Raw genomic sequence first — 16,507 nt, 5'->3', positions numbered from 1 at the left:
TCTCCTCCTATGAACTCCCGTCCTGGTGGGCGGCGGCGGTCAGTCATGGCCGCGATCAGTTGAGCAGGAAGGTGCAGTGATGCTGGACGGAAGTGATCTGTACGCGCTCGACATCAGCGGGGCCTCGTTCGTGAAGGCGTGCGGCGGCCCCTGCACCGAGGGGTGCGTGACCCTGGCCTGGATCGGCGAGGACGCGTGGGCCCTTGGTGACAGCAAGCAGCCGGACGCACAGCCTCTGCGGTTCACCACGGCAGAGCTGGACGCGGCCGGGGTCGACCCGGTGCGCTTCGGCTTGAACGTCTGACCCTCCTCCCCCCAGCAGGGCCCAGCTCACCCCCGTTCCTTCCTTTGGGCTGGGCCCTGCTGACTCATCGGCTGCCGACACTGAACGGGAACAACAGGTGCACCACCACGGCTATCTGTGGACCGGCCCGAAAGAGCGCTTTGATCAGGAGGCGCTTCGCCGACCTCCGCATCCTGAGCCTCCGCCCCCGCCGGCCTTCAACGACCCCGCCGGAGAACGCCTGCTCCAGCGCTACCGGGAAGTGACGGCAGAGTTCCCGACCTCCGACCTGCCACCCCTGGAAACGGCGTACTGGCTCATCAAGCCGCGTTCACTCGTGCGTGGAACGTGGGACGAGGCGAAGGACGCGGCGGCCTGGCTCACGGAACGACTGACCGAGTACATGCACCGGTTTGCCTCCGAGCGGGAACGGGGCACCACCCGACTGGCCGTGCTCATCAACTCTGCTGCCGACCGACTGGAATCTGGCAGGGACGTGTCGTACGGCTTCTACCTCGAACGTCCCTCGTACCTGTCCTTGGCACTGGTTACGTGCTCCCCGAACCACTCGAAGCCCGAACTGGCCTGTCCGGACCCACCGAAATGAATCTCGGGCCCACTGGCCGCACGGGGTCGAAGCCAGTGATCTCAACGAGCTGCGGCGGCACCCCTGGTGCGAGGAGCAGCCCGAACCCCGCCGGGCTTGGGCGTGAGGAGCGGGAGCGAGGGCGTCCGGCAGCCTTCCAACACGCCAGGAGCCGCGTGGAGTCAGGCTCCAACTGATTGCACGAACTTCTACGCCTTCAGCTCAGCGAGCTGAAGGCCACCCTGGTCAACTGACGGGCCTAGGAGCCGTGGACGGCGAGTTCGCCCAGCTCAGTGAAGGCCCGCTCGTACATGGCGATCTCGCTCGGTTGGGTGATGGTCAGATAGCCGGACACCCGCTCGGCGCTGACCTGTGCGGTGCCGTAGATCAAGAACCCTTCAGCTGGCCACACTCGCCCCCAAAGGAAAGATTTTCCATTACCTCCGTAATCAACTCGGAATTTTCTTGCCGCACCTCTGCGCACTCGCGCCTGCCATGGACTACAGCATTCAGGACCGCTAGCCCTAACACCACTTGCCTCGTTTTGGTTAGTAACATTCTCCGCGAACAAATTGATCATGCGCGCCGCGCACTACTGTGCCATAATCAACGTATGATCGATCCCGCGAGCATCGAATTGCACCAATTCATCACGAAGTGGTACGGCAAACCCGACCGCAGCCCAGAGATCGGAGGGAGGGGATATACACAATTGCCCGCACCACTGCAGGCGTGGCACGAGCTGTCGACAAGGTGGTCTACCCCTCTCGTAAGACTCAAAAAAATCTTGACACCAGACGAGATCATCATGCGGGATGGTAAGGCCATATTCATGACTGATCCCGGCGATGCAATTTGGGCATTCGATCCAGAAAGCCCAATGGATGTGTACGAGGGACGGCTTTACGGAGAATGGGTGGAGCTACCAGAAAGCCTGCCAGAATTCCTAACCCACAACGCCATGAATGAGGCCGCTCACAACGCCCCGCACACAAGATCCTGCGATTCGGTAGAGGATACCCAAATCGCCGAGATCGTCGCCCCGATGACGGAAGTCGCCTTCGGCGGATGGCAGTGGCCGCGTCCAGGACACCGGATCTTCATGAGTGAAACCCTGATTGCAGACATTGGTCCCGCAATGGAGGACCGGGCCCCGTGGGGAAATAAGCCTGGTCACAGCGAGGTGCAGATCGGCGCTACCACATCTTCGGCACTATCCTACCTAAATGATATCCCAGAGATTGACTGGTACTAGCACCTCCGACTCTAGGCGATAGAAAATTGTGACGCTTTCCTCGGCGTGCATCCGAGGAAAGCGCCTAAATTATTCCCCGACACCGAATGTTTCGGTTCGAACCCTGCCCGCCGAATCGCGATATGTAACCTTCAGCGTTGCATTTTCCGGGATCATGCGATCAAGATGATCGAAGCACCGTCCGCATATATAGTCTTGATCGATATAGAGATGCGCATTACTCCAACGCTTATCTCGCATTAGAGCTGCTGCTTGCGTCTCAGCATGATGATAGTTTGACGTGTTGGCACCCGGAGGTCGCACGAATCCGTCTGCGAGATTTTGACTTCCTGACGACAAGGCAATCGGGTCATCATGCCCTTCGACGTAGAGTGCACCATTCGTGCCACCTGGTTTATCGAAATTCTTCGCTGCCGCCTTCGCTGCTGAAAGTCCTTGTGCGTCGGTCAGCCTGATGCCACCCAGGCCGCCAACACCTTCGCCGCTTCCCCCTCCCGTCAATCCGAAGACTGCCGCTGCAGCCATGCCCAGGGACGCGACCTTACCCATGCATCCGCTATTGCGCCCAAGAATCGCACAGGCTCGGAATTTCAACAGTGCCAGCTGCTGCTTATCCATTTGGGCTGCTTCTGGGGTCTCTGCTCCAGCCAGACACGGTCCCAGCGCGTACTTGCAGTAGTTGTCGATTACCTGGTTAAGGATGTGCCCGTACTGGTTGGCGTACTTCCAATTACGCTCAACAAAGACGTGCGGGTAAACCTCCTGGTACTTCTTCGTAACGACAGATGGGGTGACGTTGCCAGCGTCCAGGGCCGCTTGATAATTCTGGGAATTCTTCTTTTTGCCTGGAACGTGCCCCGGAGTGGTGTTTTCGGCACCAGGGCTGGGACGGGTCGGGCAGTCAATGTAAGGGCACAGCCCGGTGGGGTCGCTCTTGCTGACCGGGCTGTTGTTGCTGTACGCGTACCCGTTCATCTGCAGCGGATCCGCGAGGTTCATGATTGGGTCCGCCGACAGGAAACGGCCGGAGTTCTGGTCGTACTCGCGGGCGCCTATGTGAGTAAGACCCGTTGCCGCGTCGTCGATTCCGACGCCCAGGTAGCCTCGCTTGTTGGGCCATTCGGCCGGTTTCGAGCCGCGCAGTTCGCCGTACGGCTTGAACGCGCGGCGGGTGACCGGCTGGCCGCTCGACAGCACCACCGTCGTGTCCGCCGTTCCCAGGTGGTCGGCGAGCAGAACGTTCAGCTTGTGGCCCGTCGTGGAGGCGTTGTTTGCGGTGCGAACGACCGTCGGGGCGCCTGACTGCGCATAGGAACGGGAGGCCCGGATGATGGCGCCCGTGGCGTTCGTCGTCACCTCGGTCTCGCCCAGGTAGAGCGTCGAGCCCGACGGTGAGTTCTCCAGGATGCGGTTGCCGGCGGCGTCGTAGACGTACGTTGTCTTCTTGCCGTCGTCGGTGATCGTGTCGAGCTTGTTCTCGGACGTCCAGGTCAGGTTCTGCGTGGTGGCGGACAGGGAACGGATCTCGGTGTTGCCCACCGCGTCGTACGAGTAGCTGCTGCCCTTGCCCGACGGGTTGGAGCTGATCCACTTCATCGTGTGCGGCTGCGCGGTGGTGGCGTAGCCGTACGTGTAGATGACGTTCTTGGTCGCGTCCGCCGGATCATGTTCCGTCAGCGTGGCGCGGTTGCCCAGCCAGTCGAAGGTGAACGACTGGTGGTATGCCGTCGCGCCCGTGGCCACGGTCGTCGCGTCGGGAGCCGTGGCCGCCAAGGTCGACGACAAAGAAGCGTCCGGGCTCGACTTGTCGCCCGCCGTGTCCGGAGCATGGGCCACCGGGCCGGAGGAGTTCCGGTAGTCGGTGCGATAGCCCCACGTCGTGCCGTTCGACGCCTTGCAGCCGGTGGCGTTGCCGGCCGGGGTGATGTTCGACGTCCAGGCGTTCACCAGCTCGCCCATCACGTCGTACGTGAAGCACTGGGTGTCCCACGTAGCGCCCGAAGCCTCCGACAGCTTGCGGGCGTTCGACGTGATGGTGCCGGACAGGTCGTACGAGTAGTAGCTGTCCGTGATGCGGTGCGGGCCGGAGGTCTCGCGGTCGGCGACCGTGCGCTGGAGGCGGCCCGTGTGCGGGTCAACGAAGTTGGTCGTCCACACCCGGTAGGGCTGGGCACCGGACACCGTGCGCAGAACCTCGCCATACGGCGAGTAGGTCGCGTCGGACGTGTACCAGGCGAGGCCAGAGGTCGACTCGGCCAAGCCGTCGCCGTTGTAGCGGGTGACGACCTTCTCTCGTGCCAGGCCGCCCGCCGCAGGCACCGTGATCGACTGGGGTTTGCCGGTCTGGGTGTAGGTGTACGTGTACGTGTACGTGCCGGAGACACCCGTCGTCATCGAGTTGGCCGGAATCACCGTCTCGCTGCCCGTGGGCCGGTACTCGATGTCGTAGCCGGTGACGCGGTTGATGTAGTCGCCGTTCACGGTGTGCCGAGTCGAGGCGACCGGCTGGCCCAGCGCGCCCGGCAGGCTGTCGTACGTGAACGACTTGACCGGGGCGGCGGTTGCCGAGCCCTCACGGACGAGCGTGACCCGGCCGAGCTCGTCGTACTCCGTGTACGTCGTCCGCGACTTGGCGTCCGTCACCTTGACCGGGCGGTCGGCGTCGTCGTACCAGGTCTCCGTCCTGCCGGTGTCCGGGTCGTTGGTCGACGTCACGCGGCCCCGGGCGTCGTACGTGTAGGTCCAGGTGTTGCCTGCCGGGTCGGTTACCTTCGTGCGGTAGCCGCGGGCGTCGTACTCGTACGACGTCTTGCGGCCGCTGCTCTCGGAGGTGGCGGGGTCCCAGTTGGTCGAGGCGACGTTGTCCTTGTAGTGGCGGATCGCGGTGACCCGGCCGAGGGCGTCGGTGTACGTGCGCGTCTGAGGGGCGGTCGAACCCACCGGGTCCGTGAAGGCGCTGGTGTCGTCGTAGAAGGTGTACGACGCGTACCGGTAGGCATCGCCGTGGTACGTCAGCTGGATCGACGGCCGTTCCAGACCGTCGTAGCCGTACTGGACCCGGCTAGGAATCAGCGCTTTCGATCTCGGCGCGAACAACTCGGCCGCCGGCTCGCCCTTCGCGAGGTAGCCGCTCGTCTGCTCACCGACCAGGCCATGGTCGTCGTACTTCGTGTCGGTGATGATCCGGCCGGGGCCGTGCGCCTCGGACTGGGTCTGGACCTGGCGCATCAGGCCGTCGTAGATCGTCACCTGACGGCTGTACGTACCATCGTCCTTCAGCGTCTTCGTGGTGACAGCGGCCGGCCTGGTCTCGGCGGAGGTGGCCACCGCCGCCTGGTACGCGATCTCCACGTCCGGGGACTTGCCGCCCGAGGAACGCGACGGCGACCAGCCCTTCACCAGGCGGCCGAGGGCGTCGTACTCGTTGCGCATGACCCGGCCGTTGGCGTCGGTGACCGTCAGTGCCAGGCTGCGGCCCGGGTCGAAGGTCGTGATGACGCCGTGGCCCTTGGCGTTGATCGTCTTCACCGAGGTGACCGGCCCGCCCGTATCCCCAGGCGTGTACTGCGTCTCTGTGGTACCGACCTCCGGCTTGGTGATGGTACGGATGCGGCCCAGTGGGTCGTACGTGGTCTTGGTGACGACCGAGTACGAAGTTCCCGCGCCGTTGACCCCGGCAGTGGAGGTGACCAGCCCCTTCGTCGGCGTCTCTCCGTATCCCAGGTCGTCGTAGCTGTTCCGCACCGCCTTGATGAGCTTGGTCGCCGGGTCCGCCGTGTCGTGGGCCGCACAGGATGTGCCCGTACTGCGCTGCTCCTTCGGCAGACCGATCAGCCACGCGGACGTGTTGTGCACATACGACGTCTTGGTACAGGTCTGGTCGGAGAGGGTCTCACCGGTGCTGCCGTTCGGCTTGACCACGGCGGTCTCCACCTGGATCGGCAGGCCGTATGTGTCGTCAACCGTCGTCAGAGTCCGGACAGCCCGCCAGCTGCTGTCGACCGGCTGGATCTCCTCCGTACGCTCGATCCCTCTGCGGTGCGCGAGCAGCGGATCCATGTCCGTGCCGTTCTCGGCCTCCCGCGCGCGGGACGCGGTCTGCTTCGACCAGGGGTAGTTGAGCGTGCGCTTGTGGATCCGCTTGTCGGCGTCCCGGTAGGTGATGGTCTCCGCCGTCATGCCCGCGTACTGCGGTGCGTCGTCGGCGAGCAGCGTGTACTTGTCCGTGGAGTCCTTGACCGTCCCGCCCACGCCCTGGAAGTACCGGGTCTCGGAGTACGACTGGGCCTGCGGAAAGTTCAGCTGGTTGCTGGTTCTGCTGCCCTTGGTGACGGCTACCTGGCGGTAGCCGCGCCAGACGCTGAACGTGTGCAGGGACGGGCGGGTGAACTCGTCGTCGCTCTTGGCCCAGGCTGGTTCCGAGTACTCGTACGTCGTGTGGACGGGCTTGCCGTGGGAGGTGACCTTGTCGGTCTCGGTCACGGAGTCGACAACGTACTTGTTGAACCAGGACTTCGCGGGTGTCTTCTCGTCACCGTCGGGCGACCAGCGGACGGGGTAACAGGTGCCGTTCCTCTCGCCCTTGTCCTCGGACGGCTCGGTGGCGCAGCCGCCCTTGTACTCGACCTCGATGTCACCGCCGTACTCCGTGGCGACCGTGCCGATGCGCGGGCGGGTGAAAGCGGGGCGCTGGTCGTTCGGGCCGCTTGGCACAAGGTTCGGAAGCTGGCGGTCCTTCAGACGGGTACGCAGGGGTGAGGTCGAGCCGACCGAGTACTCGGCGAAGCTCACGCCGTCCTTGTGCTGGAGGGTGCCCGTAGTGTCGCCGGGCGCGAAACCGCGACGGGTGATCGAGTTCAGCCACAGGCCGGGGGCCGTGTCGTACCAGTCCTCTGGGAAGGACTGGTGGAGCTCGTACGTGTCCACCTTGCCGAGGCCGGTCTGTCCCGCGCGGGCGGCCTTCGTCGTCACCGAGTCCAGGCGCATCTGCGTCCAGAAGCTCGGGAAGGGCGGGCACAGCTTCGACGTCGACTTGCAGTTGAAGTTGCCGGGGGTGTCCCACCAAGGGCGGTAGGCGCCGGGGTCGTCCGTCTTGGCGAAGTTGGCGGGGTCGCAGGCCGTCTCCGACTTCAAGCAGCGCTGCTCGACGCCGAACTCGACGATGGCGGACGGCTTGGTCAGATCGGACGAGCGCATGCCGTACTCGATCGACCTCGGGTAGGCGTAACGGTCGTACAGTTCGGGAGTCGTGAACTTCTTCTTGACGGCGTAGTGATTCGTCTCCTGCTTCCAGTTGACGACCATCGTGTTGCCATGCACGTCGACGACCTTGTCCAGGCCCCAGCGCCAGGCCTGCTTCTTGCCCGCACCGCAGCGGGAGTCGGCGAAGGCGGTGGCGTGGCAGGGTTCGCCAGGGTGGTTACCGAAGACGGGGACCGTGGAAACGGAGGTCGTGTCGGCGTGGCCGCCGCCCACCTGGTTGAGACCGAAGTAGTACTTGGTGCCGTCCTGGGTCGTGACGATCCAGTACTCGCCGTTGTTGTCGCCGTTGGTACCGCCGGTGCGGCGCTCGATGCGGGTGCCGTCGTCGCTCTGGGGGCGGTAGATCTCGGTGTCGGTCTCAGGGTTGCTGCCCGCGGCCACGTCCCGCACCAGCTCGACGCTCCTGCCGCCCAGCGACATCACCGCGTTGTACGACACCCAGCACAGGTCGGACGTCTTGTCCTTCTTGGCCGTGTTGTTGGGCGTACCGGACTTCAGCGCCTTGCGGTCGTCCTGGCAGGTGCGGTAGCGGCGTTCGATGTGGCCGGGGTCGTAGTCCCAGCCCTCTCCGATCCAGGAGGACTGGGGAGAGGAAACCGCGACACGGCCGTCCACCGTCTGGGAGTTGTAGTTGAAGGAGATGCTGGGAGCCGGGCCGGCCGGAGCCGCCGGGATCGTCAGCGGGTACGACCAGGTGAACGCGCCCGATGAACCGCCCGCCTCCCACTTGCCGTTGGAGACCAGGGGCGTGGCCTTGAAGGTGCCGCCCGCGCCGCCGCCGGAGTCCACCGCGCCGACGACGGCCGTGTCGCCCGTCGCGGCGGCAGGGGTGGCCGAGGTACGGAACGCCGCCTGGGCGATCGACGGGCCGTCGGCCGCAGTGGTTCTCTCCGCCGAAGCCGGGGTGACCGTTCCGTCCGCCGCCGTGTCGACCGTCGCCGTGATCGACTGGGTCTTGGTGTCGTTGGTCGTCTCCAGTTCCTCGTACACCTGACACGCCTCGTCGTCCGGCGTGGTCAGGTAGCACTCGGGGAATTGGACGAAGCGCAGGCGGGAGGCCCAGTCGGCGCCGTAGAGGTTCTTGAACTTGGCATAGTCGAGCTTGACCGAAATAGGGACCGAGCCGGTCGCGGGCGCCTGCACCTTGACGACGGCGCCGTCGACGCCCTGGGACACCGGCGCGGTGCGGTCGAAGACCTGGACGGACCAGGTGCCGGTGGGGGCCGGCTGGTCCGGGGCCTGCCCGAGGCTGACGGGGAGGTCGTCGACGGGGGTCAGGGCGACCGGCTGGGCGGTCGTGACCGTGCGGGCCGAGGCCTGGGTCGTGGTGGAAGCCGTCGCGCCGAAGCTCACCGTGCCGGTGTCGGGCTGCGGGGCTGTCGTCGTGCCCGCCGGGGCCGCTTGCTGATCCGGGGGGATATCGACCTTCAGGGACTCCAGGTCCCGCTCGAAGACCTGGCCGGCAACGAGTTCGTCCTGGGCGAGCGTCTCCAGGTCCAGGGTCTCGCGGCCCTTTTCGGCGACCGATGGATCGGGCGGCAGCGCCAGCGACTGCGCGGGCAGGAGACCCACGAGCAGGGCGGCCCCGATGGTGGGTACGACGGCCGTGCGCAGACGACGCAGACGGCGGCGACGGGCATGCGAAGAGCGACCGAACACGACGAGGCCCCCCGGACCACTCAAGGCGGGACCGGGAACGGACCACGCGTGATGGCGTATCAGATGCCGGAGATTTTGTGATGCCTCTGTGGAGTTCCGCTAGATCGACTGTGCGGATGCGATGACCATCACGGTGCGTAGTGCTCCATAGCGGCACGTGATGCCCGGGTCCGCCACCTACCCGAGATAACGGAAAACACTGCACCTCCGCGACCAATCGCGAAATTCGTCGATTGCCCTGGCAAATAGCCGTCAAATCAAGAGTGTTGATGAATAATTCGCGGCGTTTTGCCCCCCAAGCCCACGGTGACTCACTTGAGTTGATGCACTTCACGACAACCACCCTTACGACCCGGAAGGTTGATTGGCTCAACCCCCTTCCCCGCTCGCGAAGGGTGACGACAGCCCGCTCATAGGTCATCATCGGCTCGCCCGGCCGCGCCCTGTCCCGCGCCGGTTCCAAGGGGGGAAGGGGAGCTCGCCCGATGACGCGCAAGACGCGCAACTGGCGCCGTGTGCCCGGACGTCGGACCACCGCCGCCGTACTGACCGCGGCGCTCGCCGCTACCGGCATCACCTTCATCGGCCTCGGTCTGGACGACCCAGGTTCGCGCGACGGGTCAGGCCAAGAGCCGAAGGCGAAGCCCGTGACCGAGGCCGCCGCGATCGCGCGGGCGACAAAGACCGGCAAGTCTGTCGAGGTCACCGCGCTGCGCACCGCGCGCTCCACCACATGGGCGCGGCCCGACGGTCTGATGGCCAAGAATCTGTACTCGTCACCGATCCGGGCCAAAGTGGGCGGCGAATGGAGGGACATCGACTACGACCTCCACCGCACGAAGGCCGGTTGGGAGCCGAGTGCCACCAACGCGCGGATCGTGTTCTCGGCCGGCTCCGAGCCGCGCGACGGGGAACAGCGCGCCTCGCGCTCCACCGTGCGCCGGGTCTCCCTGGTGAAAGGGCTGAAGAGCGCCGCCGCTGACGAGACCGCGAGCCCCCTGGTCACCCTCACCGTCGACGGACACGAGATCCAGCTCACGTGGCCGGGCACGGTCCCGGCCCCGATCATCGACGGCTCGCGCGCCCTGTACCCCGAGATCTTCCCAGGCGCCGACCTGGTGCTGACGGCCGACGACGACGGGTTCGCCCAGTTGCTGGTCCTTAAGAACCGGCAGGCCGCGGCCGATCCGCGGGCCCGGCAGATCTCGTACGGCATCACCTCCGCAACGCTGAACTTCCGGCTGGATCCGGTCACGGGCGTCCTCACCGCCGAGGACGCCTACGCCAACGAGGTCGCGATGTCGCCGACACCGCTGATGTGGGACAACAGCGGCCAGCCGGCCGTCACCGACGGATCCGTCGGCGCCACCGCCCAGCCGACCACGTCGGAAGGCCCCGTACCGACCGAGTCGGCCACCGACGGGCCGAGCGAGAGCCCGAGCCCCACCGAGGAGCTCATCGAGACCGACGAACAGGCGGACACCGCCCCCGAGACCCTGCCGGCGGCCACCGACGGCCCCGAGCCCTCGGTGTCCGAGTCCCCGCTGCCGTCCGCCCCGACCGAGCCGACGCCCGCGCCCTCACAGACCGGCTCGGCGGCCACGCTCAGCTTGCCCGGCCTCGACGGGCCCTCTCCCGACTCGCGCGGCGAGCTGGTCGAGCCCAGCCTGAATGGGGCGAACTGGGTACTCATCCCCGACCTGGCCTTCCTCAACGACCCGGCCACCACGTACCCGGTCTTCATCGACCCGTCGGTGAAGAAGCACACGCAGGACTGGACCACCGCCTACAGCCGCCACCCCAACGCCACCTTCTACAACGGCAGGGGCTTCAACAAGGGTGGTACGCATGAGGCCCGCGTCGGCTTCGAGTCGGACACCTGGGGCATCTCGCGCTCGTACTTCAACATCGCCTTCGACAAGGACCTCAAGGGAACGAAGATCACCAGCGCGAAGCTGCGGATGCTGGAGACGTACTCCTGGTCGTGCAGCGCCCGTTCGATGAGCGTGCACCTCACCGGCCCGGTCAACAGCAAGACCAACTGGAAGAACGCACCCAAGCTGCATGACGGCAACAAGTTCGCGACCAAGAGCTTCGCGCACGGCTACAAGTCCGGTTGCCGGGACGCGTACGAGACGTTCGACGTGCGGAAGGCGGCCCAGAAGCAGGCCGACCAGGGCAAGGACACCATCACCTTCGGCCTGCGCGCACGTGACGAGCACTCGCAGTACGCGTGGAAGAAGTTCCAGGCCAACGGCGACAACGCGCCCGTGCTGGAGCTCGTCTACAACCGCAAACCGACCATGGACGCCAAGTCGCTCGATCTCGGCCCGGATGGCAAGTGCACCACCACCGAGCCGTACGTCCGCATGGGCTCGGGCAACCTGACGTTCACCGCACGAGCGTCCGACAAGGACAGCAACCTCGACTACCTCGATTTCGACCTGTGGCCGCACGGCAAGTGGGAGACGACTGGCGATCTGCTGGGCTCCACCGGCAAGGTTTCCGTCGGCGGTGACAAGGACACCGCACTGCGCACGACGACGGGCTTTTCCACCAGCAAGCTCACCAACGGCACCCTGTACTCGTGGCGGGTGCGCGCCGTCGACGACGCCGGTACCAGCTCGAGCTACGCACCGGCCAAGACGCCGTGCCGCTTCGTCCTCGACACCACCGCGCCCAGGCCGCCGAAGGTCAGCTCCACCGACTTCCCCAACGCCGACGGCAGCGAGAACGGCTTCGGTAACGACGCCGAGGACGCCAACTGGTCCACCAAGAAGTTCGGCACACCCGGATCGTTCACGGTCCGCGCGCTCAACAGCGACGTCGTGCGCTACGAATATGGCTTCAACTCGCCCACCTACACCGGCAGCCTCACCCGCACCGCCGGCACGGCCACCAGCGTCAGCGCGACCATCTCGAACGCCAAACCGCCGACGGCCGGGCCCAACGTGCTCTACGTCAGAGCCGTGGACAGCGCGGGCAACCCCTCACAGGCGACGAAGTACTTCTTCTACGTCACGCCCCGGGACCAGGCCGACGCGCCCGGCGACTTCACCGGCGACAAACTTCCCGACATGATGGTGGTCACCGAGGCTGGCAATTTGGCCATGTATCCCTCGCAGGCCACCACCGACCTCGCCAAGGGCAGCGGCGACCTGGACTACTCGATGCCCGGCGCCTACCGGGACAACCCAGACAAAGACCCCAACGGCGATGACCTGCCCCCCTATGTGGCCGCGCCCAACGGTCACTTCAAGGGCGCGCTGATCACCCACAACGGCGACATCTACGGCGGCGACGGTCTCCAGGACCTGGTCGTTCGCGTCGGGGGCAAGTTGTGGGTGTATCCCGGTGACGGCTACGGCGCCGTCAACATCGACAAGCGGCGCGAGATCCTCCTCCCCGACGGCGCCCCCAGCCCCGCCGACCTGACCCAGTTCGTGTCGGCAGGCGACGCCACCGGAGACGGCCGGACCGACTTCTTCGCCACCATCGGCGACGAGCTGTGGGTCTTCACCGGCTACCACGGAGCAACCATCGACCAGGCGACCCGGCTGTGGGCCTCGGGCTGGACCAGCCGGGACATCGTCACCGCGCTGGACGTCAGCGGCGACGGTGTCACCGACCTCGTCTACCGGTCCGACACGTCGGGCAGGCTCCTGCTGCGCAAGGGCATCGCCGCCTCCGGAGGCGGGGTCAACCTCGCCTCCCTGGGTAACGCCGGAAGTTCGGCCGGGGGTGCCGACAGCGAGTACGGCGCCTCGGGCTGGGCAGTCAGCAACTTCCCGCTGCTGATGGGCACCCCCGACGCCAACGGCGACGCCATCCCCGACGTATGGGGCGTGCGGTCCGACGGATCCGTACGGTTCTACGCGGGCGGCCGGACCACCGTCCCGGGGTCCGGCACAGAGATCATCGCTCCGGCGAGCTACTGGAAGACGCGCATCGCGATCGGGTGACGCCGTCCCTGGCCGCCAGTTGACGACACTGGCGGCCGGGTGCCGCGCGAGACAGAAGAAAGGAAACGGTCTCCAGCCAGGCCGGTATTTCCCTACCTGGCGTGTGTGCGCCTCTTGCGACCCCCGTCCGGCCACAGCTGCGGCTTCCTCTTCGCCGCCAGGTCCTCCGCCCAGCCGAACCAGACGATGCAGCCCCCGATGAGCACCCAAGTGAGGGCCAGGACCGGCCATGGACTCTCCAGCAGCCAGGAGTAGTGCAGCTCCAATGTCTCCACACCCCACAGCCGGTCCCACAGCGTCGCGGCCACGAGAATGCAGATGTTGTGCCAGAGGTAGATCGTCACGGCGCGGGAATTAAGGAGCTCGATCAGGCCGGACCAGCGGCGCAACCGATGGGGCCACTCGGACCAGGACGGGCTGACGTGCAACAGCAGCAACACCGTTCCGAAGGACCACAAGGCCTGGGCCAAGGGCATGCTGTCCAGATCGTGGTCCGTGGTGAAGTTGTGGTTCACGGCGTACCAGAGGCCCAGGCCTGCGATGAACGGGGCGACGGACGGGATGACGTAGCGCGGCAGGCGCTTCAGGACGCCTTCCTGGTACGCCATGCCGAGGATCCAACAAGCGCCGAACGTGCTGAAGTCCGTGACGGCGGAGTCGATTCGCTCACCGGGCAGGGAGAGCAGGCCGGATTCGAGGGCGGCCGACAGGGCGATCGGCATCAGGATCGTCGACCACGGCAGCCGGCGCAGGGCTCGCAACAGGAGGGGGGAAAGGAGGACGTACCAGACATAGGCGCGGACGTACCACAGCGGTCCGGCCAGTTCCGTGGCCCAGTCCTCACCGAGGAGACCTTGGATGCCGGGCAGGCCCTCGGCGTACGGCGGATCGCTGAGCGGCAGGATCCAAAACGTGAGGTGGAGCCACCACGAACCGGGGTGGCCGTCGTCCTCCGGTCCCCAGCCCTGCAACAGCATCCCCGCCACGCCGATCGCACCCAGTAGCCACAGCGGAGGAAGCAGTCGGCGGAGCCGGCCTCGTACGACGGACAACGGCGGACGCTTGAGCGAGCGGGCCATGAGATTGCCCGCGAGGGCGAACATCACGCCCATGGACGGGAACACCAACGGCAGCCACGCCCAGCCTGTCAGGTGGTAGAGGACTACTCGGAAGAGGGCGATGGCGCGGAGCAGGTCGAAGTAGCGGTCTCTGACCCGCCCCTGGGAATGGGAGGGTGGCTGATCTGGGGCGTCCGTGCCGGGCGGCATGGTGGCCGGGCTGCTCATCCCACCGGCCTCCGATCCTCACTGCTCGTAGTCCGCGGGCTGGGGACCGCCCCCAACGGCGCCCCGACCGCTCCCGTCCGCCGCAGCTTCTGCCACCGCAGCCGGCCACCCGTCAGGGCGGTGATCCAGGACTGGAGGAGGACCACGTACATGAGCTGGCGGTAGAGGATCTGCTGCAGCGGGAGCGAGATGAGGTGGGTCATGCGTTCGCGGTCCAGGCGGAAGGCGTACGCCGCGCAGAACAGTTGGATGGCCAGGACGCCCAGCCAGGCCATGATCGTCTTGCCGGTGGGGCCGAAGATGATGCCGTACAACAAGAACACGTCGATCAGCGGGGCCAGGAGAGGGGCCAGGACCATGAACAGGGACACCAGCGGCAGGCCCACGCGGCCGAAGCGGCCCGACGGGCCTCGGTCCAGAAGGGCGCGGCGGTGCTTCCAGATGGCCTGCATCGTGCCGTACGACCAGCGGTAACGCTGCGACCACAGCTGCTGGACCGTCTCCGGGGCCTCGGTCCAGGCGCGGGCGTTCTCCGCGTAGACGACTCGCCAGCCGTCGCGGTGCAACGCCATGGTGATGTCGGTGTCCTCGGCGAGGGTGTCGTCGCTCATGCCGCCGACTCGTTCCAACGCCGATCGGCGGAACGCTCCCACCGCGCCCGGGATCGTCGGCATGCAGCGCAGGATGTCGTACATGCGGCGGTCGAGGTTGAAGCCCATCACGTACTCGATGTGCTGCCATGCACCAATGAGTGAGTCGCGGTTGCCGACCTTCGCGTTGCCCGCGACCGCGCCGACCTGCGGGTCGCCGAAGGGCTGGACGAGTTCGCGGACAGTGGAGGGTTCAAAGACGGTGTCGCCGTCCATCATGACGACGATGTCGTGACGGGCGTTCGCCAGGCCCCGGTTCAGCGCCGCCGGCTTGCCCGCGTTGAGCTGGCGTACCACCCGGACGTTGGGCAGGCCCATCGCCTCGACGATGCGGGCCGTGCCGTCGGAGGAGCCGTCGTCGACGACGATCACCTCGATCGGGTGCTCGCTCGCCATCAGGGAACGGACGGTGTTCTCGATGCACTTGGCCTCGTTGTACGCCGGGACCAGCACCGACACCGGTTCGGTGACCGGCGGTCCCCAGCGGAAGCCGGGGCGCCGGACGCGGCGGGCGTGCCAGCCGGAGAGAACGAGCATCAGGACGAAGCGGCCGATGACCAGGGAGCCGACCGCCGCCAGGCCGACCACCAGCACGTCGGTGATGTTCTCCGAGGCCTGGACGAGGACGATCCACGCCTTGCCCTTCCACAGCTCCAGGCCGCTGACCTGTGTGTGCGCGCTGGGCGCGTCGAGGGCTTCGGTGAGGTTGTCGAACTCGTAGCCCCGGTCCTTCATGTCCGGCAGGAACCGGTCCAGCGCCGCCACCGTCTGGCTGCGGTCGCCGCCGGAGTCGTGCATCAGGACGATCGCGCCCTTGCCGTCGGCCGGGGTGGAGCGGCGGATGATCTCGTCGGCGCCGGGCCTGCGCCAGTCCTCGCTGTCGGTGTTGTTGACGACGGTGATGTAGCCGCGCCTGCCGATGTACTCGGTGACCGGCCAGGACTTGTTGTCCATGGCGGCGGAGAAGGAGGAGTACGGCGGGCGGAAGAGCGAGGTGCGGATGCCGGCGGCGCCGGATATCGCGAGCTGGTTCTGGGACAGCTCCCAGTCGATGCGCTGCTTCGACTGGTAGGAGAGGTCGGGGTGGTTGAAGGTGTGCAGGCCGACCTCGTGGCCCTCCTCCACCATGCGCTTGACCAGGTCGGGATAGCGCGAGGCCATGGTGCCGGTGACGAAGAAGACGGCGTGCGCGTCGTGCTTCTTCAGTACGTCCAGGACCTTCGGCGTCCAGACCGGGTCCGGGCCGTCGTCGAAGGTGAGGACGAGGCGGTGGTCGGGCACGCTCAGGCTCGCGGTGCGGCCGCTGCGCGTGTCGATGACCGGGCCGCCGTTCAGGATCCGCTCCGGTACGCGGTCGGTGGCGGCCGGGGGGCGGACGCGGTGGTCGGCCAGGATCTCGCTGTGCACATAGCCGCGCAGCATCAGCATCGCCATCAGGGCGACGAGGACGAGCACGGGCAGCAGATAGCGCAGGGGCAGGCGGCGGCGCCGGGAGCCGTCGCGGGCTCCGGTCCGGCCGGCACCTTGACGGCTTGGGCGGGATGCCATCAGAGGAGGTACTCCA

Annotated in this window: 8 protein-coding genes; 4 read left to right on the top strand and 4 right to left on the bottom strand. The window is 66.5% G+C overall.

Annotation, left to right across the window (positions count from 1 at the left end):
• Positions 1–79: 79 nt before the first annotated feature.
• Both ACFVJQ_RS23520 and ACFVJQ_RS23515 read left to right on the top strand, forming a co-directional pair.
• Positions 80–304 (top strand): DUF397 domain-containing protein, encoded by a 225-nt coding sequence (locus tag ACFVJQ_RS23520; RefSeq protein WP_385786502.1) that lies wholly within the window; start codon positions 80–82, stop codon positions 302–304.
• Positions 305–401: 97 nt separating this feature from the next.
• Entirely contained in the window at positions 402–890 is a 489-nt protein-coding gene (locus tag ACFVJQ_RS23515; protein WP_385786499.1) for a hypothetical protein, read from the top strand.
• Positions 891–1,128: 238 nt separating this feature from the next.
• Here the strand turns inward: ACFVJQ_RS23515 and ACFVJQ_RS23510 are convergent, their stop codons facing one another.
• Positions 1,129–1,260 carry a hypothetical protein gene (locus ACFVJQ_RS23510; protein ID WP_385786496.1) on the bottom strand — a complete coding sequence of 44 codons (132 nt, stop codon included), beginning with the start codon at positions 1,258–1,260 and terminating at the stop codon, positions 1,129–1,131.
• Between the two features lie 222 nt (positions 1,261–1,482).
• Here ACFVJQ_RS23510 and ACFVJQ_RS23505 point away from each other — a divergent pair, with 222 nt between their 5' ends.
• Entirely contained in the window at positions 1,483–2,124 is a 642-nt protein-coding gene (locus ACFVJQ_RS23505; protein ID WP_385786493.1) for a hypothetical protein, read from the top strand.
• A 69-nt stretch (positions 2,125–2,193) separates the two neighbouring features.
• Here the strand turns inward: ACFVJQ_RS23505 and ACFVJQ_RS23500 are convergent, their stop codons facing one another.
• A complete protein-coding gene (locus tag ACFVJQ_RS23500) occupies positions 2,194–9,045 on the bottom strand; it encodes an RHS repeat-associated core domain-containing protein (RefSeq protein WP_385786490.1) in 6,852 nt (2,283 codons plus the stop codon).
• 485 nt (positions 9,046–9,530) lie between these two features.
• Here ACFVJQ_RS23500 and ACFVJQ_RS23495 point away from each other — a divergent pair, with 485 nt between their 5' ends.
• Positions 9,531–13,007, top strand: coding sequence for a DNRLRE domain-containing protein (locus tag ACFVJQ_RS23495; protein WP_385786487.1), 3,477 nt, complete (start codon positions 9,531–9,533; stop codon positions 13,005–13,007).
• A 92-nt stretch (positions 13,008–13,099) separates the two neighbouring features.
• On the opposite strand, the gene ACFVJQ_RS23490 is transcribed toward ACFVJQ_RS23495, so the two are convergent.
• Positions 13,100–14,293 carry an acyltransferase family protein gene (locus ACFVJQ_RS23490; RefSeq protein ID WP_385786484.1) on the bottom strand — a complete coding sequence of 398 codons (1,194 nt, stop codon included), beginning with the start codon at positions 14,291–14,293 and terminating at the stop codon, positions 13,100–13,102.
• Entirely contained in the window at positions 14,290–16,491 is a 2,202-nt protein-coding gene (locus ACFVJQ_RS23485) for a glycosyltransferase (RefSeq protein ID WP_385786481.1), read from the bottom strand. The genes ACFVJQ_RS23490 and ACFVJQ_RS23485 overlap by 4 nt, the downstream gene beginning before the upstream one ends.
• Between the last annotated feature and the right edge of the window lie 16 nt (positions 16,492–16,507).

Origin of the sequence: Streptomyces sp. NPDC127197 (assembly GCF_042672405.1) — a bacterium.
Taxonomy (GTDB): domain Bacteria; phylum Actinomycetota; class Actinomycetes; order Streptomycetales; family Streptomycetaceae; genus Streptomyces; species Streptomyces flavusporus.
This window is presented reverse-complemented; position numbering and strand designations above follow the sequence as displayed.

Bases quoted from the DNA above. Each gene is read 5' to 3' on its own strand.
- ACFVJQ_RS23520 (WP_385786502.1), top strand. From the start codon at position 80: ATGCTGGACGGAAGTGATCTGTACGCGCTCGACATCAGCGGGGCCTCG.
- ACFVJQ_RS23505 (WP_385786493.1), top strand. From the start codon at position 1,483: ATGATCGATCCCGCGAGCATCGAATTGCACCAATTCATCACGAAGTGG.
- ACFVJQ_RS23495 (WP_385786487.1), top strand. From the start codon at position 9,531: ATGACGCGCAAGACGCGCAACTGGCGCCGTGTGCCCGGACGTCGGACC.
- ACFVJQ_RS23490 (WP_385786484.1), bottom strand. From the start codon at position 14,293: ATGAGCAGCCCGGCCACCATGCCGCCCGGCACGGACGCCCCAGATCAG.
- ACFVJQ_RS23485 (WP_385786481.1), bottom strand. From the start codon at position 16,491: ATGGCATCCCGCCCAAGCCGTCAAGGTGCCGGCCGGACCGGAGCCCGC.